Here is a 20,817-nt window from a genome sequence, read left to right on the forward strand (position 1 = left end):
TGGCTAGATAGAATCGAAAAATTAGGAGACACACATGGGCCCATCCGCCGACATCAGCGACAGCGAGAGCAACGACGCGAGCGCAGAGAAGGAGCGGCGCGGCATCCAGTCGATCGAGGCCGGCGGCCAACTGCTGCTGGCGCTCGGCGCGCACGGCCGGCCGATGCCGCTTCGGGAACTGGCCAAGGCCGCCGACATGGCGCCGGGCAAGGCCCATCCGTATCTGGTGAGCTTTTCGAAGCTCGGGCTGGTGACGCAGGAGTCGTCGACCGGTTATTACTGGCTCGGCCCGACCGCGATGCAGCTCGGACTCGTGACGCTGCGCATGCTCAACCCGGTGCGCGAGGCCACGCCATTTGCCGAGAACCTGGCCCGCGAGACCGGCCACAGCGTGGCGCTGTCGGTGTGGGGCAACCAGGGGCCGACGATCGTGTTTCTGTTCGACGCGATCTATCCGCTGCACACCAACATCCGCACCGGCACCGTGATGTCGCTCGCGGGCACGGCCACCGGACGGCTGTTCGCGGCCTACCTGCCGGCCAAGCTGATCGAGGAATCGCTGCTCGAGGACGAGCGCCGCCTCGGGCCCGACATCGCCGCGCCCGTGGGCGCCGACAACCTGCAGGACATGCTCGCCGAAGTGCGCAAGCACCGCGTCTCGCGCACCGTGAACAACCCCACCCCGGGCGTCTGCTCGTTCGCGGCGCCGGTGTTCGACTATTCGGGGAACATCGTGCTCGGCATCACGCTGATGGGGCGCTCACGCTCGTTCGACACCGACTGGAACGGCACGCAGGCGCAGGCGGTGAAGGCCTGCGGGGTCGAGGTGTCGAAGCGGCTGGGGCACCAGCCGTTGCGGGTGGGGTAGCCGGGCGCGTCAGGCGCGGCTCAACGCCGCACCCACGCCACCATCGGCGCCAGCACCGCGGGACGCCAGGCCAGCGCAAGGGCCACCGTCACGGCTGCGCCGGTCAGCGTCATGATCCACACCAGCACCGCCATCGTCGGATGGTCCGCGCGCAGGCAGAGCACGAACGCCGTGGCGATCGCGACCACGGCCGCGAGGCGCATGGTTGCCGCAGTTCCCGCGCGCAGCCTCGCGGTGCTGCCGCGCACCTGCTCCCAATGCGCCTCCATCGCCAGCGCCAGCCAGGCCATGCCCGCGAAATTGGCGAGCACGGCGGCGATCAGCAGCAAGGCCTCAGCCATGGCGGTCGGCCTCCGCCATCGGCACCGGCCTGAGCGAGCCGCCGCCGCCCGTGGGTGCCACCACGCCCTGCCGCTCGCGCCGGCGCAGCCGCAGCGCGGCCAGCACCGCTAGGCCCGCGCTCACCAGCAGCGCCAGGTCGAACCCGGCCACGGGCCAGTAGCCCTGCGCCAGGGTCTTGCCCAGGTGGTCGCCGGTGGTGATCCAGTTCAGCGCCACGGCCGCGAGCGCCAGCACGGCGATGGCCCAGCACTGCTCGCGCCAGGCCGGCGCGAGCCGGGCCTCGGCCACGGGCGCGCTGCGCCAGGCGGCATGCGCGAAGGCCAGCATCCAGCTGCCCCAGAAGGCCCACTTCTCCCAGTCGCCGCGGTGCGCGAGGTCGGTGGGGAGCACGCGGTTGGCCACCAGCATCACGAGGGCCGCGACCACCATGCCCGTGACCGTGGTCACCGCCAGCGCATCGACACAGCGCACCGCGCGGCTGCCCTGCTTCGCATGCTGCGCCTTGCGCTTCTCGACGAAGAAGAAGAAACCGGTGGCGATGCACGCGCAGCCCAGCAGGCCGCCCAGCACGTAGAACCAGCGCAGCAGCCAGTGCTCGAAGTGCTGCAGGTGCAGCCCGGTCAGGAAGTTGTTGATGCTGGCCACCGGCGTAGGCGGCGGTTCCTCGAGGATGACCTTGCCCGTGGGCGCCTCGAAGTGCACCGCCTGCCCCACCAGCGCGACGCGGTCGCTGCCGGCGCGGTAGATGCTGACGTAGCCGTTGGCGTCGCCGACGTGGCTGATGTGCAGGAAGCCGACCTCGCCGGGCATGTCGCGCGCAGCCCAGCGCCGCTTGGCCTCGACCACCATCGCATCGACCGAGGCCATGGGCGCGGCCACGCCCGCGGGCTTGAAGGCCAGGCCCTTGGCCTTGGCGTCGGCCATCGCATGCGCCTGCGCCTCGGGCTTGAGCATGGTCTCGGACACCGGCAGGTAAATGCCAGCAAAGATCGTCAGGCCCGACAGCGCGAAGATGAAATGGAACGGAAGCGCGACCACGCCGGTCAGGTTGTGCAGGTCGAGCATGCTGCGCCGCACATGCTTGCCGGGCCGGAAGGTGAAGAATTCGCGGAAGAACTTGCGGTGCATGACCACGCCGCTGACCAGCGCCGCGAGCATCACCAGCGCGGCCAGGCCGACGATCCAGTAGCCGACCGATTTCCACTCGATGTGCAGGCTGTAGTGCAGCGGATAGAAGAACTGGCTGCCGATCTTCAGCTGGTCGTGCGGCAGCACGGCGCCGTTGCGCGGATCGATCGTGACGTGCCCGTGCACGTGGTCGTCGGGGTCGTCCGGGTTGTTGGTGACCGCGTACTCGGCGAACATCTGCAGCACCGGGTCGCGGTGCGTGGTGTAGGCGCTCCAGTTCATCAGCGGCATGTCCTTCGGCAGCGGGCCGCCCACGCGTGCGCGCGCCGCTTCGAGCTCGTCGTCGTCGGGGCCGATGGTCTTGAAGATCGGTTCGAGCATGCGGTCGAACGAGGGCATCACCTGCGGCTCGAAGCGCGTCTCGGGAATCGCCCAGCGGTCGATCTCGCGGTCGAAGACCGACAGCGAGCCGAAGAAGAACGCGATCATCAGCACGTAGCCGAGCACCAGGCCGAACCAGGTGTGCAGCCAGGCCATCGACAGGCGGAAGGACTGGAACATGACTTCTTCTCTTTCTTTCTCTTGCTCGCTCGCTCAGCGGGAGGCGCCGAGCAGCAGCCAGGCCGCGCCGGTCATCAGCGCGCCCCCGCCCGCCAGCACGCCCCACACGCGCGCCAGGCTGGCCGCTGCAAAGGCCCAGCAGAAGCAGGCCAGGAACACCAGGAACGCCAGCAGGTTGCACATCAGTCGGGCATCTTCATAGCCCACGCCCGTCGCGAGGAGCAAGGCGATGCCCAGAGTGACGAAGCCCCAGACGAATGCGTAGCCGCCGAGCAGGCTGGCGGCCACGCGCGATGCAATGTGCAAGGGCGTCATCTTGAAAATCGGAATGCGCTGAAAGGGGTGGTCGAAGAGAATGCGAGCGAGTCGCATTCATATTGTAGGGCGCCGAGGTGGCTTGGCGGTGGATGTCCCTGCGGAGCGGAGGATGTCGCGGGCGACTTTGGCGCGGCGAGGTCCTGCTGAATTGCTAAAAATAGCCCACCGATTGAGGAGTTCACCCATGCAGATCAGTGCCACGGAAGTCGGGAAGCGGTTCGGCCACTACCTCCTCCAAGCCGAGCGCGAGCCCGTGCACGTCATAAAGAACGATCGCACGGTCGCGGTCATCGTTTCGGCTGCGCTTCGCCGAACTCGAGGCTTTGGCGCTGAAGAAATCGCGGTCCCTGCACAAGGGAGAATTCGACAAGACATACAAGGACTGGATCGCTGCACAAAACGATCTCGTCGAACGCATCGGCGTGTTCGGGGAAGAGTTCAGGACTTGGTGAGCAGCCTGTGAACCCGGCGAGCGCGGCGCGCGATGCGCCCTACGCCCACCAGTTCGGCTGCCGGTCGACGAAGAGCGTGCAGTCCGGGATCGCCAGCTTGCCGCCGGCCCATGCCGGCCGGACGCGCCGCTGAAAGTCGGCCGACAGCCGCACCGGCCTGCCCGCCATCGGCGTGATCCAGAGCTTGGAGCGCCGGTCATAGCCGCCGGCCGTGAGTTCGCGCCCCGCCCTGCGCCATGTCTGCTGCGGCACGTGCAGCGCGAACGGCGCAAAGCGAATGGGCCGCAGAAGCTGCCCTTGCTGCCAGTAGTAAACCCGCCCGAAGTACGCCGCGTGACACCAACGCTCCCAGGCCGCAGGGCTGTACCGGTCGAAGTCCAGCCGGCCTTCGGGCAGCGCCCAGACCACGGCGATGCCGAGGCGATGGTAGGCGGCGGTGCGCGCCTCGATGTCCGCGATGCCCAGCACGCTGCGCTGCACCTCGATGGCCACGGGAACGCCGGAGATGAGCGCGAAGATGTCGGCGATCGCACCGCGCAGCCGCTTCTCCAGCTCGACGCCGCTGACGTTGGCCTCCCCGCGTAGCGCGTCGTGGATGGCGAGCTTCACGAGCAGATGGTCTTCGGTCTCGCCCGCCGCGGCCCGGCAGGATGTCGGCGCCTTGTGCGCGAAATGGTGGATGCGAATGGGGCCCTTGCGCAGCGTCATCTCAGCAGCGCAGGCGGCGCAGAGAAAGGGCGCGTCAGGCCGCTCGGCGTCGCGCGCCACCAGCTTCATTCCGTCGGATTGGCGAAGGGCTGTGAGCACAGGAGGCTTCGGATGTTCGAGTATTCGTCGCTATTGCTGCGCCTCGTGCGCTACATGGCCCCGCATTCACTGGGCTCAGTGGTAGTCATCTTCAAGCTGATGACGAATCGCAAGCACGTCGATGGTTGAAGCATCGGCGATCTCGAACAATGCCACATAGCCTGAATGTCCGAAAGAAATCACCAACTCACGCAAGAACGGACTGTTGATGGCCTTCCTGCAGGTGAAGGGTGAGCTCTTGAGCGTCTCCATGCCTGCGTGGATCGCGGCCAGGGCACTCTCTGCCAGCATGAAGTCTCCACCTCCAGGGCGGGCTGCTTCTCTTTCGAGAATGAAATTGAAGAGCCGCTGAAGATCGCCCTGGGCATGGCGCGTGAAGCGAACCCGGAACGTCACTTTTTCAAGCTGCGCGATGTCGCGCTCCGCGCGATGTCCAGGCTGCGCTGTAAGCCCTGCAGAACTGCATCTGCACTGACATAGTCATCATTCTGCCGAGCATGATCGCGACTTTGCAAGCCCCGGGCGATGAAGGCATCTTGGATGCGGCGCCGCTGAACCCCGTCACGGACCGCCGCCTCGACGAACTCCGACAAAGTCTCGCCTTCCGTCAGGACCGACTCGACCTCGGCCCGGAATGCGGGTTCGACTCTCAAAGAAGGAAGCGTTGCAGTCTTCATCTGAAAATTGTATCGCAGATGCGATGCGTGGCGTCAGCCACGATGGTGACACGCATCGACAACGCGTAGCATCCACCGCTTTTTCGATCCCTCGGTTCGCTGCATCTTTCACCCCCACGCCATGAAGTGAGACATGAAAACGGAAGCACTCGATTCGAAACCGCATCGCCCCTCGCCGCCGAGCACCATCACGCAGCCGCCGCGCGACTTCGGCCCGAACGGTGCGCCGACCACCTACTTCACCGACCCCGACGTGCTCACGGTCGACCCGGCGTTCGACGCGCTGCGCCAGCCGAACGCACCGATCCAGCGGCTGTGGACCGGTGCGCTGTGGTCCGAAGGGCCGGCCTGGAACGGGGTGGGCCGCTTCCTGGTGTGGAGCGACATTCCGAACAACCGCCAGCTGCGCTGGAGCGAGGACGACGGGCATGTGAGCGTGTTCCGCTCGCCGTCGAACAACAGCAATGGCAACAGCTTCGACTTCCAGGGCCGGCAACTCTCGTGCGAGCACCTCACGCGCCGGCTGGTGCGCTATGAGCTCGACGGCTCGGCCACGGTGCTGGCCTCGCACTTCAACGGCAAGCGGCTCAATTCGCCGAACGACGTGGTGGCGCATCCCGACGGCAGCTACTGGTTCACCGACCCGCCCTACGGCGCGCAGCTCTATGAAGGCGCGGTCGATGCGCCGGGCGGGCCCGCAAACCGTTCGGGCCGGCTCAACCCGCGGCTGGGCCAGCCGCCCGAGATCGGCGCGTACAAGCGCGAGCTGCCGACCGCCGTCTACCGCCTCGACAAGAACGGCACGCTCGCGCAGGTGGCCGGCGAGGACATCGTGCCCGACCCGAACGGCCTGTGCTTCTCGCCCGACTTCAAGAAGCTCTACATCGTGAGCACCGGCCAGGGGCCGGGCGACACCATCGCGGGCGGCAAGGGAGACATGTACGTGTTCGACGTCGGCGCGGAAAACCGCCTGGGCGGCGGGCAGCGGTTCAGCGACTTCATGGTCGACGGCGTGAAATGCGCCCCCGACGGCGTGCGCGCCGACGTCGACGGCAACCTCTGGTGCTCGAGCAATGCCGGGCGCAACCTCGGCTACAGCGGCGTGACGGTGTGGAACCCGCAAGGCCGGCTCATCGGGCGCATCCGCCTGCCCGAGGTCTGCGGCAACCTGTGCTTCGGTGGCCCCAAGCGCAACCGCCTCTTCATGGCCGCGAGCCAGTCGCTCTACGCGGTCTATACGGCGACGCAGGGCGCAGCGCCGTCCTGAGCCAGCGCGCGCCTTCTCCTTCGTCTCGTTAAGATGCGCGCGGCTGCGCACCCTCGCGCCGCGCGCTCTCTCGAACGAGGAAAATCCCTGTGACCATCAACCTGCAAACGCTCAAGTGCGGCGAATGCGGCAGCGGCGTGCTCCAGCGCTCCGGGCTCAACCAGTACACCTGCGCCCACTGCGGCTCGGTGTCGATCGTGGAAGACGACGTCTCCGACCGCCTGGAGCGCGTGCTCGAACAGGTCAAGGACGAAGCCGGCCGCCGGCTCGCAGCCGAGCAGTCGGCGCGCCAGCGGCATGCGGGCAAGTCCATCGGCATCGCCGCGGCGGCGGTCGTGGGACTCGCGGCCGTGTTGATCACCGGCATGGTGTTCGTCGGAAGTGGCCGGGAGTCATCGCCTGCGCCCGCCGCACGACCGGTGACGGCCGCGGCGCCGCGCGCCATCCCCGTCGAAGGACTCAAGCTCGACACCCCGCGCCAGGTGCTGGCGGGCAGCAGCAGCAACTCGGCCAAGCCGCGGCTGCTGGTGGTGGCGCGCAACGACACCGGCATGCCGCTCGAGCGGCCGGGCATCAAGGCGGTGTTCTACGACGGCGAAAGCCGCATCGGCGAGCGCAGCGAGACGCTGCCCATCGGCATGCTCGCGCCCGGCGAGAGCGCGCCCGTGCTGATCGACATGCCGGCAGGCGACCGCAACGTCACGCGCCAGGAGGTGCAGGTGGTGGGGCCGCTGTCGGCGCCCTATCGCAGCGTCGAGGGGCCGGCGCTCAAATTCACGCGCGTGCGGCTGGTGCAGCAGGACGACAACCTGCGCCTGGTCGGGCGCATCGTCAACGACCGCACCGACCGCGCCATGCTGGCCGGTGCCGAGGTGCTGGTCACGGTGTACGACGATGCCGGCGCGGTGATCGGCTTCGGCCGCGGCTACGCGCAGGCGAGCGAGATCGCACCGGGCGAACGCAGCGCGATGGACGTGCGCGTGACGCGCATCGGCAACCCCGAGACGCCCGTCGCGGCCTGGGACTACCGCATCGACTACCACCTGGCCGACAACGCGCAGCAGGGCCGCACGCGCGTGCTGAGCGCGGCGCGCGTGGTCCGCACCGCCGCGGCGCCCGAGCGCTTCCACCCCGCGCTGCGGCTCGGCAGCGAAGACCTTCTGGCCGACGAATCCGAGCGCTTCGATGCGGCGCAGATCGAACTGCTGCCGCTCGTTGCCGCGCGCGACACCACGCAGCGGCCGGTCTACTTCACCGAGGTCGTCAACCGCAGCACCGATGCGATCGCGATGTCGCCCGGCGCGGTCGTGTCGCGCTACGACGGCAGCCGGCTCGACGGCACCACGGCCGTCGGCGGGCCGGCCTACCTTTATCCCGGCGAGCGCTTTCCGGTGCTGCTGGAGCCGCACCGCAACGGGCGCATCACATCGACGCGCGCCGAATGGAAGCCGATGCGCCGCGCCGCGCTGCCCGGCCCGCGCGTGCCGCTCGAGGTGCGCGTGACCGACACGCGCGCCGACACGAGCAGCGTGCTGGTCAACTTCAGCCGGCGCTATACCTACAAGTACGTCGAGGTCAGCGGCACAGTGGCCAACCCGACGCAGTCCATCGTGCGCAAGGTGCGGCTCTGGGTCAGCCTGCGCGATGCCGGCGGCAAGCTCGCCGGCTTCACGCTGCTCGAGAACCTGCCGGCCATCGCGCCCGGCGAGAGCGTGCCGTTCCAGGCCAAGGTCGACCAGTTCGGACGCGACTTCGCGCAAGTGGAGACGCTGTTCCAGAGCGAGTAGGCGCGTAGCATCTGCGCCAAGCACACAAAGCAGGAAGACAAGACACGCCATGCGCATATTGCTCGTCGAGGACGACCGGGTGCTGGCCGACGCGCTCTCGCGCGCGCTGGTGCAGTCCGCCCACGCGGTCGACGTCGTCTCCACCGGCGAGGAGGCCGACCATGCGCTCGCCGCCGGCAGCTACGACCTCGCGATCCTCGACATCGGACTGCCCGGCCTGAGCGGGCTCGACGTGCTGAAGCGCCTGCGCGCGCGCAAGTCGACCCTGCCGGTGCTGATGCTCACCGCCTTCGACACGCTGGCCGACCGCGTGCACGGGCTCGACCTCGGCGCCGACGACTACCTCGCCAAGCCCTTCGACCTGCCCGAACTCGAGGCCCGCGTGCGCGCGCTGCTGCGCCGCAGTACGGGCTCCACGCCCTTTCTCGAACACGGCCTGCTGCGCTTCGACACCGTGGGCCGGCGCGTGTTCCACGACAAGCGGCCGGTCGAACTGTCGCCGCGCGAGCTTGCGCTGCTCGAGCTGCTGCTGATGCGCGCGGGCCGCGTGGTGAGCAAGGAGCACATGGTCAACCATCTCTACGGCTGGGGCGACGAGGTCGGCGACAACGCGATCGAGGTCAACGTCTACCGGCTGCGCAAGAAGCTCGAGCCGCTCGGCTGCGAGATCCGCACGGTGCGCGGCATGGGCTACCTGATCGACAGCAGCGATGAACCGGTCTGAGCCCCGCCTGCAGCGCAAGCTGTTGGCATGGCTGCTCGGGCCGCTCGCGCTGCTGCTGGTGCTCGACACGGGCGCGGCCTACTGGAATTCGCTGCGCTTCGCCAACATTGCCTACGACCGCGCGCTGCACGAGGTCGGCCGCGAGATCGCGATGCATGTGCAGCGCGAAGGCGACCGCCCCCGGCTCGTGCTGTCGCAGGCCGCGGCCGACATCCTGCTCGTGGACCCGGACGACCGGATCTTCTTTCGCGTCGTCGACGAAGCCGGCAACCACCTGGGCGGCGATGCGCAGCTCCCCGCGCCGCGCGCGCCGAAGGCGGCCGGGCCCGACTTCTACGGTGCCACCGTGCACGGCGAGCCGGTGCGCATGATGGACGCCTGGATGCCCACCGGACCCGAGGCGCGCCCGCCGCGCGTGCGCGTGCAGGTGGCCGAAACGCTGCACAAGCGCTCGCGCCTGACCTGGGAAATGGTCGCCAACGTGGTGCTGCCGCAGCTGGCCCTGATCGTCATGGCCACCGCGGTGGTCTGGTTCGGCGTCTCGCGCGGGCTCGCGCCGCTGCAGCGGCTGCGGCGCGCGGTGTCGGACCGCTCGCACCTGGACCTGAGCCCGATCGACACCCACGACGTGCCGGGCGAGGTGCGCCCGCTGGTCGACGACGTGAACGAACTGATGGCCCGGCTCGGGCGCACCTTCGATTTCCAGAGCCGCTTCGTGGCCGACGCCGCCCACCAGCTCAAGACACCGGTCAGTGGCCTCAAGGCGCAGATCGAACTGGCGCTGCGCGAGAACGACCCCGAGCGCGTGCGCCATTCGCTCACGCAGCTCTACATCAGCGCCGACCGGCTCTCGCGACTGGTGCGCCAGCTGCTTTCGCTCGCGCGCAACGAGCCGGGCGCGCTCGACGCGATGCAGCTGCAGCCGCTCGACCTGAACGCCCATGCGCTCGAGGTGAGCATGGAATGGGTGCCGCAGGCGCTCAAGCGCAACATCGACCTCGGCTTCGAGGGCGCCGACCATGCGCTGACGATCGATGCCGACCGCGACCGCCTGCGCGAGCTGGTGAACAACCTGATCGACAACGCGATCCGCTACAGCCAGCCCGGCGGCCACGTGACCGTGCAGACCAGCCAGGTCGGCGACGACCAGTGCCGCCTGGCCATCAACGACGACGGCCCGCGCATTCCGGTCGAGGAACGCGCCCGCATCTTCGAGCGCTTTCACCGCCTGCTCGGCACTCAGGAGGACGGCAGCGGCCTCGGCCTGGCGATCGTGAGCGAGATCGCCACGCTGCACGGCGCGCGCATCACGCTCGAGGAAGACGCCGACGGCGTGGGCAACACCTTCAGCGTGTTCTTCCCGCTGCGCAACCCGCGCGCACTGTCAGCTGGCTGACAGCTTGCCGTTAGCCTGCAGTCAGCCGGGCGGCAGAAAGGCGACAGCCCAGGCGCCTACGCTCGTGGATGACGGAACCGCGTGTGGTTCCGAACCCATTTCCACCGAGGAGCCGCCGTGCTGTCGTTTTTGTCGAGCCCCGATTTCTGGATCGCCCTGTCGCAGATCATTCTGATCAACATCGTGCTGAGTGGCGACAACGCCGTCGTCATCGCGATGGCTTCCCGCTCGCTGCCGCCCGCGCAGCAGAAGAAGGCGATCCTGTTCGGCAGCGTCGGCGCCATCGTGCTGCGGGTGGTGCTGACCTTCTTCGCGGTCTACCTGCTCACCCTGCCCTACCTCAAGCTGGTGGGCGCGGCGCTGCTGCTGTACATCGGCGTCGGCCTGCTGCAGCAGGAGGACGACGGGCATGACCTCGCAGGCCATTCGGGCCTGGCCGGGGCCATCAAGACCATCGTGCTCGCCGACCTCGTGATGAGCCTGGACAACGTCGTCGGCGTGGCAGCCGCGGCCAAGGGCAACGTGCCGCTGCTGGTCTTCGGCCTCGTGATCAGCATCCCGCTCATCATCTTCGGAAGCACGCTGATCCTGAAGCTGATGGACCGCTTTCCGATCATCATCATGCTCGGCGCCGCGCTGCTGGGCTGGGTGGCCGGCGAGATGGCGATCGGAGACCCGGCCATCGCCGGATGGGTGGCCGACCGCCATAGCCTGCACCGCGTGGTGCCCGCGCTCGGCGCGATGTTCGTGGTGGCCATCGGCAAGTGGCTGAGCATGCGGCGCACGCAGCGCCGCGCGCAGAGCGAGGCCGAGGCGCAGCACGAAGCCGAAAAGCAACCCGCGGTCTGAACACGATCACGGCTGGCGGTACACCAGGCCGGACAACCGCATCGCGAGATCGCGGCGAACGAACGGCAGCCGCGACAACGCCGACAGCAGCAGGTTGCGCGGCATGCGCCAGGCCGGCCGCACGGTCGCCAGCCGCGTGAGCCGGTCGGCCAGCGCCACCACCTGCTGCGCGATGGGGCGGCGCTCGCGCCCGTAGCGGTCGAGCGCCGACGCATCGCCGGCCAGCGCATCCACCAGCGCCGCGGCCAGTCGCACGGCGTCGAGAATGCCTGCGTTCATGCCCTGGCCACCCGCGGGGCTGTGCACATGCGCCGCATCGCCGGCAAGCACGATCCGGCCCACGCGATAGTGCTCGGCAATGCGGTGGTGGACGCGAAAGCGCGAGCCCCACACCACCTCCTGCACCACCGCACGCACGCGCTCGGGCCCGCGCGCGTCGAGCAACGCCTGCACGCAGGCCGCGTCGGGCTGCTCGGGCGCGTCGGCCACCGTCGCCACGATGCGGTGCATGCCGCCCGGCAGCGGCGCGACCACCACCATGCCGGCCGGAGAGAAATAGAGGATCACCTCGTCGGCCGACAGGTTGCCGCCGAGGCGGACGTCGGCCAGCAGGAACGACTCGCCATAGCTGCCGCCGTCGAACGCGATGCCGGCACGCTCGCGCACCGTGCTGTGCATGCCGTCGGCACCCACCGCGTAGCGGACGCGCAGCCGGCTGCCGTCGTCCAGCGTGGCGCTGACGCCCGATGCCTCCTGCGCCAGGTCGACGAGCTGCCGCGGGCGCAACACCCCCCCACCGAGCGCCATGAAGCGCGCCAACAGCACCTGCTCGGTCTGCGCCTGCGAAATCATCAACGCATACGGATACCGGGTCGGCAGCCCGTCGAAGGCGATGGGCACCAGCACGCGGTCGCGATCGCGCACGGTGAAGCGCGGCGCCTTCAGGCCCTGCGCGACGAGTGTGCCGGCAACGCCCAGAGGCTCCAGCACCTCCAATGTCCGGGCATGCACGACGGCGGCCCGCGAGGTGTTGGCGCCCTCGGCGAGCCGATCGACCACGAGCGCCCGCACCCCGCGCGCGGCCAGTGCCAGCGCCAGCGTGAGGCCGGTGGGTCCGGCGCCGACGATCAGGACGTCGGCGTCGAAGGCGATGTCGGCGGAAGCGGTGTCGGCGGAAGCGGTATCTGGCATCGCGGTTTCCTTTCAGCAGATTTGGTCAACGGTTGTTGACATGGTAGGCCACCCCCACGAAATTTGTCAACACACGTTGACATATACTTCGGCATGGCCGACACCCCTGCCTCACCTCGCCGTTCCGACGCCACGCGCGCCGCCATCCTTGCGGCGGCCCGCGAGCATTTCGCGGCCCATGGCTACCAGGGCGCGACCATTCGCGCGATCGCGGCCGCGGCCGGCATCGATCCGGCCCTGGTGATGCGCTACTACGGCAACAAGGAGGGGCTGTTCGCAGCGGCCGCAGAGTTCGATCTGCGCCTGCCCGACCTCAGCGCGCTGGCGCGCGAACAGGTCGGCGCGGCCCTGGTGACGCACTTCCTCGACCGTTGGGACGGCGACGAAACGCTGATGGCCCTGCTGCGCGCGGCCGTCACCAACGAGGCCGCCGCCGAGCGCATGCAGTCGATCTTTTCGACCCAGCTCGTGCCGCTGATCACCCGGCTGCGCGGCGAGCCGCGTTCGGCGGCGGCGGCACGCGCGGGTTTGATCGCGACGCAGATCCTGGGCCTGGCCCTGTGCCGCTACGTGCTCCGGCTGCCGCCGGTCGTGGGGTTGAAGCGCGCAGAGCTGGTGCGGCGTGTCGGGGCGACGGTTCAGGCGTACCTGTTCGATGCCTGACGGTCGCTGCGGCCTCGACTATTCTTCCCCCATCGAACCCGCATGGAGACCGTCGAGATGCACACCCAACAAGGCGGCCAAGGCCCCGACCTCCTCGTGCTGCTGCATGGCATGGGCGCGACCGGCGCGGTCTGGTCGCCCTTCGTGGCCGAGGCCGGCGCGCACTGGCATGGCCGCTGGCTCGCGGTCGATCTGCCGGGGCACGGCCACTCCGCGCGGCAGGCGTCGTATGCCATCGGCCAGCTGGCCGCGACCGTGGCGCGCGCGGTGCTGCCGCACACCGATCCTGCCGGCCGCCTGGTCGTGCTGGGCCATTCGCTGGGCGGCGTGGTCGGCCTGGCGCTGGCCACGGGCTGGTTCGGCGTGCTGCCGTACCGGGTCTTCGGTGCCGGCATCAAGGCGGCCTGGAGCGACGAGGAACTCCAGCGCATGGCGACGCTCGCCGCGCAACCCGGCAAGCGGTTCGCCACCGAAGGCGAAGCGTGGGAGCGCTACCTCAAGGTCTCGGGCCTGGCCGGCCTCGCAGCCGCCGGATCGCCCGTGGCCGCGCGCGGCATCGTGCACGAGGCCGACGGCTGGCGCCTCGCGATGGACCCTGGCGCCAATGCGGTCGGCAAGCCGCCGCTGGCCGAGCTGGCCGGGCTCGCGCGCTGTCCGGTGCAGCTCGGCCGCGGCGGCAGCGATGCGCTGGTCACGCTCGCGCAGACCCGCACGCTCGACCCGGCGGCGCGCGACATCGGCCCGCACGGGCACAACGTGATGGTCGAAGCGCCGGGCCTTTTGTGGGACTGGATGGCCGCGTCGGGCGAGCCCGGCCTGCGCTGATGTAACCCGGAGGGCCTGCGCTTCGAATCAACGGAATTCACCGCCACTTTTCCAGAAGAAGCCATGCACGCCATCCCCCCACGCCGCCGCCTTTTCCTGCAAGCCGGCGCCGCTGTCGCCGCCACCGGCATGGGCCTGCCTGCCCTGGCACGGTCGCCCGCCGCCTGGACGCAGATCGAGCGCAAGGCACGCGGCCAGACCGTGTACTTCAATGCCTGGGGCGGCAGCGAGCGCACCAACGCCTACCTGGCGTGGGCCGCGGGCGAGCTGTCGCGCAGCCACGGCGTGGCGCTCCAGCATGTGAAGATCACAGACACCGCCGAGGCGGTGAAGCGCGTGCGCGGCGAGAAGGCCGCGGGCAGGCTCGCCGGCGGCAGCGTCGACATGGTATGGATCAATGGCGAGAACTTCCTGACGATGAAGAACGAAGGCCTGCTGTTCGGCCCGTTCGCCGAACAACTGCCCAACTACCGCTGGGTCGACACGGTCGGCAAGCCCACCACGCGCACCGATTTCTCCGAGCCCGTGGATGGCCTGGAGGCGCCCTGGGGCATGGCGCAGCTCACCTTCTTTGCCGATCGCAACAGGCTGCCGGAACCGCCGCGCGACCTGGCCGCACTGCTCGAACTGGCGCGCCTGCACCCGGGGCGCATCACCTACCCGCGGCCGCCGAATTTTGTCGGCACGACCTTCCTCAAGCAGGCGCTGCTCGAGCTCGGCACCGACCGCACCGTCTTCTACCGCCCCTTTGCGGCCGATGCGTTCGACGCGGCCACACGGCCGCTCTGGGCCTGGCTCGACGCGCTGCGTCCGCTGCTGTGGCGCGCAGGCCGGCAATACCCGCAGAACGCCGCGGCGCAGCGCCAGATGATGGCCGACGGCGAACTGCTGCTCGCACTGACCTTCAACCCGAACGAGGCGGCCAACGAGATCGCCGCGGGCCGGCTGTCGGCCAGCGTGCACAGCTGGCAGAACGCGGGCGGGGCCATCGGCAACACGCACTTCCTCGCGGTGCCGTTCAATGCCAATGCGGCCGAAGGCGCGCAGGTGGTGATCAACTTCATGCTGTCGGCGCGAGCGCAGGCACGCAAGGCGGACATCGGCGTGTGGGGCGATGGCACCGTGCTCGCGCTCGACCGCCTGCCGCGGGCCGAGCGCGCCCTCTTCGCGGCCGGTGCGCACCCAGGGCAGGTCGCGATGCCCGCGCCAGTGATCCTGGAGCCGCACGGCAGTTGGGTCGATCCGCTGGAGCGCGAGTGGCAGCGGCGCTACGGCTAGCCGCGCTTCCACCGGCACAGTGGCTTGCGCTCGCCCTGGGCGCGGCCGTGGCCGTGCCGCTGCTGTGGTCCGCCGTGGCCGCGGTGGCCGCCGGAACGGATGCCGCTGCCTGGCGCGCGCTCGGCGCCGAGCCGCAGTGGCTGCACGCGCTGGCGCTGTCGCTGTTCACGGGCCTGGCAGCCACCGGCATTTCGCTCGCGCTCGCTGCGTGGCTGCTGTCGCGCGCCTTTGCCAGCCGCGCCTGGGGCGCCGCGATGCGCATGCTGCCGCCGATGCTCGCGGTGCCGCACGTCGCCTTCGCGGTCGGCCTCGCGTTCCTGGTCGCGCCGAGCGGCTGGATCCTGCGCGCGCTCTCGCCCTGGGCCACCGGCTTCGAGTGGCCGCCGGCCTGGGAGACCACGCAGGACCGGTGGGGCATCGGCCTCGTCGCCGCGCTGGTCGGCAAGGAGGTGCCCTTCCTGCTCTGGACCGCGGCCACCCAGCTGCAGCGCGCGGACGTCGGCGCACGGTGGCAGCGCGAACTCGCCATCGCCTGCACGATGGGCTATGGCCGGCGCGCCGCATGGTGGCGCGTGGTGTGGCCGCAGCTGTGGCCGCGGCTGCATGCGCCGCTGATCGCGGTGCTCGCGTACAGCCTGACGGTCGTCGACATGGCGATCGTCATCGGTCCCGCCGCGACGCCCACCGCCGCCGTGCTCGCGTGGCAGTGGCTGCTCGATGCGGACGCGGCCGTCAATGCACGCGGCGCCGCGCTCGCCTGGCTGCTGGCGGGCATGGTGACCGTCGCAGCCGGTGTGCTTTGGGCCCTGCGCCATCGGCTGCACTGGCGCGCCCGCTGGACGCGCGGCACGCGCGGCCGGGCCGACCCCGCACCGGCCACCGACTTTGCGCCGCTGCTCGCGCTTGGCGCCGTCTACGCGCTGGTGCTGGCCGCCACCGGCGTGGCGAGCCTTTCGGGCGCCTGGCCGTTTCCTCTTTTCTGGCCGCAGAACTGGAGCTTCGATGGCTGGCGCTCGGTGGCCGCGAGCGCCGACATCGTGGTGCTGACCGCGGTGCTGGCCCTGGCGAGCGGCGCCACCGCCCTCGTCTGGGCCGTGGCATGGCTGGAGACCGCGCCCCCCGCATGGCTGCCGATGCTGCGCCGGCTGAGCTACCTGCCGCTGCTGCTGCCGTCGGTGCTGTGGGTCATCGGGTTGCACCGGCTGGCGCTGGCCTGGCGGCTCGATACGCACTGGGCCGGCCTGTGGCTCGCCCACACGCTGGCCGCGGTGCCTTACGTGCTCATCACGCTGAGCCCCGCCTACCTCGCGTTCGACCCGCGCCAGCGACAGGTGGCCGCGAGCCTCGGGCGCGGCACCCTCGCCTTCCTGCTGCGCGTGAAATGGCCGCTGCTGCGCGCGAGCCTGGGCGGCGCGCTGGCGATCGGCTTTGCGGTGAGCGTCGCGCAGTACCTTCCGACCCTGTTCATCGGCGCGGGGCGCTACGCCACCGTGACGACGGAGGCCGTCGCGCTTTCGGCCGGCGGCCAGCGCTCGGTGCTGGCCGCGTATGCCTGGCTGCAGTGGCTGCTGCCGGCGCTGGCCTTCGCGGTCGCCGCCTGGGCCGGACGGCCGCGGCGCTTCGGCGGCGGAGCGAAGCCATGACGGCGCAGCTCTCGGTCCATGTGGCGCGGCTCAGCGTGGCCGGCCAGGCGCTGGTGCACGACCTTTCGCTGGCCGTGCCCGGCGGCACGGTTCACACGCTCATGGGCGCGAGCGGCAGCGGAAAGTCCAGCCTGCTGGCCGCGATCTGCGGCACGGCGCCGCCCGCGGTGCGCTTCGAAGGCAGTGTCACGCTCGACGGTCAGCGCGTGGACGGCTGGAGCACGCGCCGCCGACGCATCGGCATTTTGTTCCAGGACGACCTGTTGTTCGCCCACATGACCGTGCGCGAGAACCTGCTGTTCGCGGTGCCCGCCGGCGCACGGGCGACACGCGAGCGCGCGGTGCGCGAGGCGCTGCGCGATCTCGAACTGCCCGGCTTCGCCGACGCAGACCCGGCCACGCTGTCGGGCGGCCAGCGCGCGCGCGTGGCGCTGATGCGGGCCTTGCTCGCCGAACCGAAGGCGCTGCTGCTCGACGAGCCCTTCGCGCGGCTCGATGCGGCCCTGCGCGACCGCATGCGCGCCTACGTCTTCGAGACGGTGCGCGCGCGCGGCATTCCCGCGCTGCTCGTCACGCACGATGCGGCCGACGTGGCCGATGCGTCGGCGGTCACGCGGCTGGCCGCGCCAGCTTCCTGAACAGGTCGTTGAAGATCGCATCGCGGTCGACCGAATGGGCCTCGCGCATCGGCGGCCGGTGTGCGGCGGCCTGCCAGCGGCGGTCGTCCGCGAGGCGTGGCGTCGGCACCAGCGTGCTCGGCACCCAGCGCGGATCGATCAGCCAGGCGACGCAGATGAGGTCCCAGATCACCCAGCTGTAGGCGCCGGCGGTGTCCACCGGCAGGATGGTCCACAGCGGGTTGTGCGTGAACAGGTGGTGCAGGTAGTCGCCGATGGCGCCCTGCCCGCGCACGTGGCGATCGACCTCGGCGAGCGACAGCCGCAGCTGCGCGCCCACGTGAAAGCCGGGCAGGTACACGAGCGGCACGCCGCTGTCGAGCAGCACGCGGCTCGCATGCAGGTCCTGCTCGAGGTTGAAGGAGTCGTTCACATGGGGCGCGCACGACGGATAGCCGCTGGTCCAGACCACCACGATCCGGCGCGCGATGTCGGGCGCGAGCAGCAGCGCGCTCGCCACGTTGGTCGGACAGCCGAGCACCAGCACGTAGAGCGGCGGCGCATTGTCGGCACTGCTGCGCGCGAGCGCGATCAGGTGCTCGGCCGCGGGGCTCGGAAGCGGCGTCGCAGGGCCCGGCAGATAGCCTTCGCTGCCTGCATGCACCGGCGGGTGCGGCCCGCCGCCGAGCTTGTCGAGCACCCGCAGGATCTCGCCGTGGCTGCGCCACATGCCTTCGGCCGGCGGATTGAAAGGCGGCGCATCGGCCGGCGCCCGCGCGAGCTGCGCGCGCCGGTGCGCAAACGAGAACGGCGCAGCATGCAGCCCCTCGATGCAGAGCGCCTCGGGCGAGAGCAGCGCCCAGGCCAGCGCGAACTGGTCGTCGATCTCGTTGGCGGCGTCGGTGTCGATCACCACGCGCACCGGACCCTTCGGTTCGGCGAGCCTGGCGTGCAGCCAATCGGTCGGGGGAAATTCAGGCGTCATGCGAAGGCTCCATGCCGGCGGTTCGGCCGATGAGTTTCTGGTAACGCTGCCAGTCGGCGGGTTCGTCCACATCCCACACGGGGGGCAGCTCGCGCCAGCGCGCGCCGAGCGAGGCTAGGCGCTCGCGCGTCTGCTGCAGCACCTGCGGCGTGCTCCAGTCGATGCCGGCGAACACCTCGGGCAGCGGCCGCCGCATGCCCAGCAGCGCGTAGCCGCCGTCTTCGGCCGGCATTAGCACGGCGTCGTGCAGGGCCAGCACACGCGCCGCCTCGTGCAGGTGGCCCGGCGACAGCAGCGGGCAATCGGTGCCCATGATCAGGAGCGGCGGTGCATCGCCGCCCTGCGCGAAATGATGCGTCACGGCCGCCCGCAGCCGCGCGCCGAGGTCGCCCGTCGGCTGCGCCAGCAATTTCGTGCCATGCACGCGTGCCAGCGCGCGGAAGAACCGGTGCGAGGCATCGGGCGCGCACCAGAGCGTGACCGGCCCGAGCCCCGCCTGCCGCGCCGCGCCGAGCGAGAGCCGCGTGAAAAGGCGCTGCGCCCGCGCCGCGCCCTGCGCACCGATGCCGGGTGCGAGGCGCGTCTTCGCCAAGCCCGGCACGGGCGCCTTCGCAAGGATGGCGATGGCCGCCTGCGGAGGTGTCTCGCTTGGTTCGTAGCCGTAGCGGCGTGCCAGTTGCGACGGGTCGGCGCCGAGAAAGTAGCGCGCTCGCAGCTGCCACATGAGCAAGATGGTCCTGAAGATGCCGTGGCGCTCCCAGCGCCGGGCCGAGGTGAAGACCGGAGGCCGCAGGCAGGCCGGCCGCCCGATGCGCCGCAGGCCCGCGCTCAGTGCGATGTCTTCCATCAACGCGATCTGCGCGAAGCCGCCGAGCTGCTCGAAGCGCTGCCGCCGCACGAACATGGCCTGGTCGCCGGTGGCGATGCCGGTCAGCCGCGAGCGCAGGTTCATCGCGCCCGCCACGATGCGCAGCAACCAGCTTCGCCCATCGATGCGCACATCGAAGCGGCCCCAGTCGGCACCGCCGGCCATGGCCGCGGCAATCGCCTCGTCGGCGCGCGGCGGCAGCGCCGTGTCGGCGTGCAGGAACAGCAGCACCTGCGCAATCGCGCCTTCGGCGCCGGCATTCATCTGCGCGGCGCGCCCGCGTGGCGCCAGCAGCACGCGGTCGGCATGCCGGCAGGCGATGGCCCAGGTCTCGTCGGTGCTGCCGCCGTCGACCACCACCACCTGCGCGCCGCGCTCGCGCAGCGGCCGCAGGGCCGCGAGGCGGTCGGCGAGCGACGCGCCCTCGTTGAGCACGGGCACCACGATGCACAGAAAACTCATGCCAGTACCTGCTGCAGCGCGACGAGCTCGTCCCGCACGTGGCGGATGGCGGGCAGCGACAGGTAGTGGTCGACGCGGCCGCGCACATGCGCGATGAGCTGCGCGTCGCTGTGCGCCGAAGACCAGTCCTCGCCGCCATGGTCCGCGAGCGGCGCCTCGCCCGACAGCATGCGCCACTTGCAGCACCAGGTGATCGACCACAGCCACATGGCGCGCCGCAGCGCGACGTGCCATGGCTGGGCAGCATCGGCGACCGCCGGCCCGGCCGCGCGGGCCCACGCGCGGTAGAAGCCGGCCACCTCATCGACCTGCAGCACCGCATGCGAGGCCACGTCCCAGGTGGTGGAGGTGTAGAGCGTGGCGTGCGCCAGGTCGAGGCCCGGGCTGCTGTAGCGGCACTTCTCGAGGTCGACCAGCACCGCATCGCCGCGCGCGCGCAGCACGAAGTTGCCGGGATGCGCATCGAAGGCGATGAGGTGCACGCCCGGCCGGCCGGGCTCGCCCGCGAGCCGGCCGAGCGCATGCAGTTCGTCCTCGAGCGCGCGGCGCACCTCGGGCGCGAGCCTGGCGCGCGGCAGGTGCACGGCCTGCGCATCGATCTCGCGCACGAGCGCGTGAAGGGGGTCGCGCGGCGATGCGAGCGGCGCGCGCCCGGAAGCGGCCGGCACCGGCAGCCGGTGGACCGCCGCGAGCGCCGCGGCGATGGCCGGCAGGTCCGCTGGCAGGGCCGCGGCGCGGCCCTCGATCTCTTCCACCAGCAGCGCGCCGCGCGGCAGCTGCGAAGAGACCGGCAGCGTGCCGAGCAGCCGCGGCGTGTGGCCGCTGGCCCCGGCCCGGTCGAAGCAGGCCGCCTCGTGAAGCAAGTTGGCCTCAGGGCCGAGCGCCACCTGGCTTTGCTTGGGAATGCGCGCGAGCGCGCCGGTGCCGGCAAGGCGCACGTGCAGGTGCGCAAGCCCCTTGTCGGGCAGCGGCTGCAGCGCGGTGTCGGGCCATCCGCCGGCCCGCAGCGCGGTGCGCAGTCCGGCTTCGACTTCGGGGCAGACTCCTTGCATGGCGCTTCCTGACGGGTTCGGTGGTGATGCTGTTGGTTCGTTGCCGCAAGATGCGAA

Annotated in this window: 21 protein-coding genes; 11 read left to right on the plus strand and 10 right to left on the minus strand. The window is 70.5% G+C overall.

All coding sequences use genetic code 11. From position 1 onward, the window contains the following. Positions 1 to 34: 34 nt before the first annotated feature. Positions 35 to 868, plus strand: a complete 834-nt coding sequence (locus tag AC3A6G_RS13445) for an IclR family transcriptional regulator (protein ID WP_487864791.1) — start codon at positions 35 to 37, stop codon at positions 866 to 868. Between the two features lie 20 nt (positions 869 to 888). Here the strand turns inward: AC3A6G_RS13445 and AC3A6G_RS13450 are convergent, their stop codons facing one another. The 6 genes from AC3A6G_RS13450 to AC3A6G_RS13475 form a co-directional block, all read right to left on the minus strand. Next, positions 889 to 1,209 (minus strand): DUF3325 family protein, encoded by a 321-nt coding sequence (locus AC3A6G_RS13450; protein ID WP_487873877.1) that lies wholly within the window; start codon positions 1,207 to 1,209, stop codon positions 889 to 891. Continuing rightward, positions 1,202 to 2,899: a PepSY-associated TM helix domain-containing protein gene (locus AC3A6G_RS13455; protein WP_487873878.1), complete on the minus strand. Its 1,698-nt coding sequence runs from the start codon at positions 2,897 to 2,899 to the stop codon at positions 1,202 to 1,204. Before AC3A6G_RS13455 ends, AC3A6G_RS13450 begins: the two co-directional genes overlap by 8 nt. 33 nt (positions 2,900 to 2,932) lie before the next feature. Next, complete coding sequence (locus AC3A6G_RS13460; protein ID WP_487860412.1) at positions 2,933 to 3,214, minus strand: iron uptake protein; 282 nt, start codon at positions 3,212 to 3,214, stop codon at positions 2,933 to 2,935. A gap of 494 nt (positions 3,215 to 3,708) precedes the next feature. Further along, positions 3,709 to 4,446, minus strand: coding sequence for a competence protein CoiA (locus tag AC3A6G_RS13465; RefSeq protein ID WP_487873879.1), 738 nt, complete (start codon positions 4,444 to 4,446; stop codon positions 3,709 to 3,711). A gap of 105 nt (positions 4,447 to 4,551) precedes the next feature. After that, entirely contained in the window at positions 4,552 to 4,872 is a 321-nt protein-coding gene (locus tag AC3A6G_RS13470; protein WP_487873880.1) for a type II toxin-antitoxin system RelE/ParE family toxin, read from the minus strand. Further along, complete coding sequence (locus AC3A6G_RS13475; protein WP_487873881.1) at positions 4,869 to 5,153, minus strand: YlcI/YnfO family protein; 285 nt, start codon at positions 5,151 to 5,153, stop codon at positions 4,869 to 4,871. Before AC3A6G_RS13475 ends, AC3A6G_RS13470 begins: the two co-directional genes overlap by 4 nt. 133 nt (positions 5,154 to 5,286) lie before the next feature. Between AC3A6G_RS13475 and AC3A6G_RS13480 the strand changes: the two genes are divergently transcribed. The 5 genes from AC3A6G_RS13480 (at position 5,287) to AC3A6G_RS13500 (ending at position 11,176) form a co-directional block, all read left to right on the plus strand. After that, complete coding sequence (locus AC3A6G_RS13480; RefSeq protein WP_487873882.1) at positions 5,287 to 6,420, plus strand: SMP-30/gluconolactonase/LRE family protein; 1,134 nt, start codon at positions 5,287 to 5,289, stop codon at positions 6,418 to 6,420. An 89-nt stretch (positions 6,421 to 6,509) separates the two neighbouring features. Then, the gene (locus AC3A6G_RS13485; RefSeq protein ID WP_487873883.1) at positions 6,510 to 8,207 is read left to right on the plus strand and encodes an FxLYD domain-containing protein; all 1,698 of its coding nucleotides are present in this window, start codon (positions 6,510 to 6,512) and stop codon (positions 8,205 to 8,207) included. Between the two features lie 49 nt (positions 8,208 to 8,256). Beyond that, on the plus strand, positions 8,257 to 8,931 hold the full coding sequence (locus AC3A6G_RS13490) for a response regulator (protein ID WP_487860407.1): 675 nt from the start codon (positions 8,257 to 8,259) through the stop codon (positions 8,929 to 8,931). Further along, positions 8,918 to 10,327 carry a sensor histidine kinase gene (locus tag AC3A6G_RS13495; protein WP_487873884.1) on the plus strand — a complete coding sequence of 470 codons (1,410 nt, stop codon included), beginning with the start codon at positions 8,918 to 8,920 and terminating at the stop codon, positions 10,325 to 10,327. The genes AC3A6G_RS13490 and AC3A6G_RS13495 overlap by 14 nt, the downstream gene beginning before the upstream one ends. Before the next feature lie 120 nt (positions 10,328 to 10,447). Then, positions 10,448 to 11,176, plus strand: a complete 729-nt coding sequence (locus AC3A6G_RS13500) for a TerC family protein (RefSeq protein WP_487864815.1) — start codon at positions 10,448 to 10,450, stop codon at positions 11,174 to 11,176. A gap of 6 nt (positions 11,177 to 11,182) precedes the next feature. Here AC3A6G_RS13500 and AC3A6G_RS13505 read toward each other — a convergent pair whose 3' ends face one another. Beyond that, positions 11,183 to 12,367 (minus strand): FAD-dependent monooxygenase, encoded by a 1,185-nt coding sequence (locus AC3A6G_RS13505; protein ID WP_487873885.1) that lies wholly within the window; start codon positions 12,365 to 12,367, stop codon positions 11,183 to 11,185. 93 nt (positions 12,368 to 12,460) lie between these two features. On the opposite strand from AC3A6G_RS13505, the gene AC3A6G_RS13510 reads away from it, so the two are divergent. The 5 genes from AC3A6G_RS13510 to AC3A6G_RS13530 all read left to right on the plus strand — a co-directional run bounded on the left by AC3A6G_RS13510 (position 12,461) and on the right by AC3A6G_RS13530 (position 17,414). Then, complete coding sequence (locus tag AC3A6G_RS13510; protein WP_487873886.1) at positions 12,461 to 13,030, plus strand: TetR/AcrR family transcriptional regulator; 570 nt, start codon at positions 12,461 to 12,463, stop codon at positions 13,028 to 13,030. A 57-nt stretch (positions 13,031 to 13,087) separates the two neighbouring features. Continuing rightward, positions 13,088 to 13,855: an alpha/beta fold hydrolase gene (locus AC3A6G_RS13515; RefSeq protein ID WP_487873887.1), complete on the plus strand. Its 768-nt coding sequence runs from the start codon at positions 13,088 to 13,090 to the stop codon at positions 13,853 to 13,855. Positions 13,856 to 13,918: 63 nt separating this feature from the next. Next, positions 13,919 to 15,133, plus strand: coding sequence for an ABC transporter substrate-binding protein (locus AC3A6G_RS13520; protein ID WP_487873888.1), 1,215 nt, complete (start codon positions 13,919 to 13,921; stop codon positions 15,131 to 15,133). Next, positions 15,112 to 16,776 carry an ABC transporter permease gene (locus AC3A6G_RS13525; protein ID WP_487873889.1) on the plus strand — a complete coding sequence of 555 codons (1,665 nt, stop codon included), beginning with the start codon at positions 15,112 to 15,114 and terminating at the stop codon, positions 16,774 to 16,776. Before AC3A6G_RS13520 ends, AC3A6G_RS13525 begins: the two co-directional genes overlap by 22 nt. Then, entirely contained in the window at positions 16,773 to 17,414 is a 642-nt protein-coding gene (locus AC3A6G_RS13530) for an ATP-binding cassette domain-containing protein (protein WP_487864806.1), read from the plus strand. Before AC3A6G_RS13525 ends, AC3A6G_RS13530 begins: the two co-directional genes overlap by 4 nt. On the opposite strand, the gene AC3A6G_RS13535 is transcribed toward AC3A6G_RS13530, so the two are convergent. Genes AC3A6G_RS13535 through AC3A6G_RS13545 form a run of 3 tightly spaced genes read right to left on the minus strand, consistent with a single transcriptional unit; the run spans position 17,386 to position 20,760 of the window. After that, the gene (locus AC3A6G_RS13535) at positions 17,386 to 18,378 is read right to left on the minus strand and encodes a nucleoside hydrolase (RefSeq protein ID WP_487873890.1); all 993 of its coding nucleotides are present in this window, start codon (positions 18,376 to 18,378) and stop codon (positions 17,386 to 17,388) included. The genes AC3A6G_RS13530 and AC3A6G_RS13535 overlap by 29 nt on opposite strands. Next, positions 18,368 to 19,708, minus strand: a complete 1,341-nt coding sequence (locus AC3A6G_RS13540; protein WP_487860398.1) for a TIGR04283 family arsenosugar biosynthesis glycosyltransferase — start codon at positions 19,706 to 19,708, stop codon at positions 18,368 to 18,370. Before AC3A6G_RS13540 ends, AC3A6G_RS13535 begins: the two co-directional genes overlap by 11 nt. Next, positions 19,705 to 20,760, minus strand: a complete 1,056-nt coding sequence (locus AC3A6G_RS13545) for a hypothetical protein (protein WP_487860397.1) — start codon at positions 20,758 to 20,760, stop codon at positions 19,705 to 19,707. Before AC3A6G_RS13545 ends, AC3A6G_RS13540 begins: the two co-directional genes overlap by 4 nt. Positions 20,761 to 20,817 lie beyond the last annotated feature (57 nt).

It is taken from the genome of Variovorax sp. Soil_C_26 (assembly GCF_057657075.1).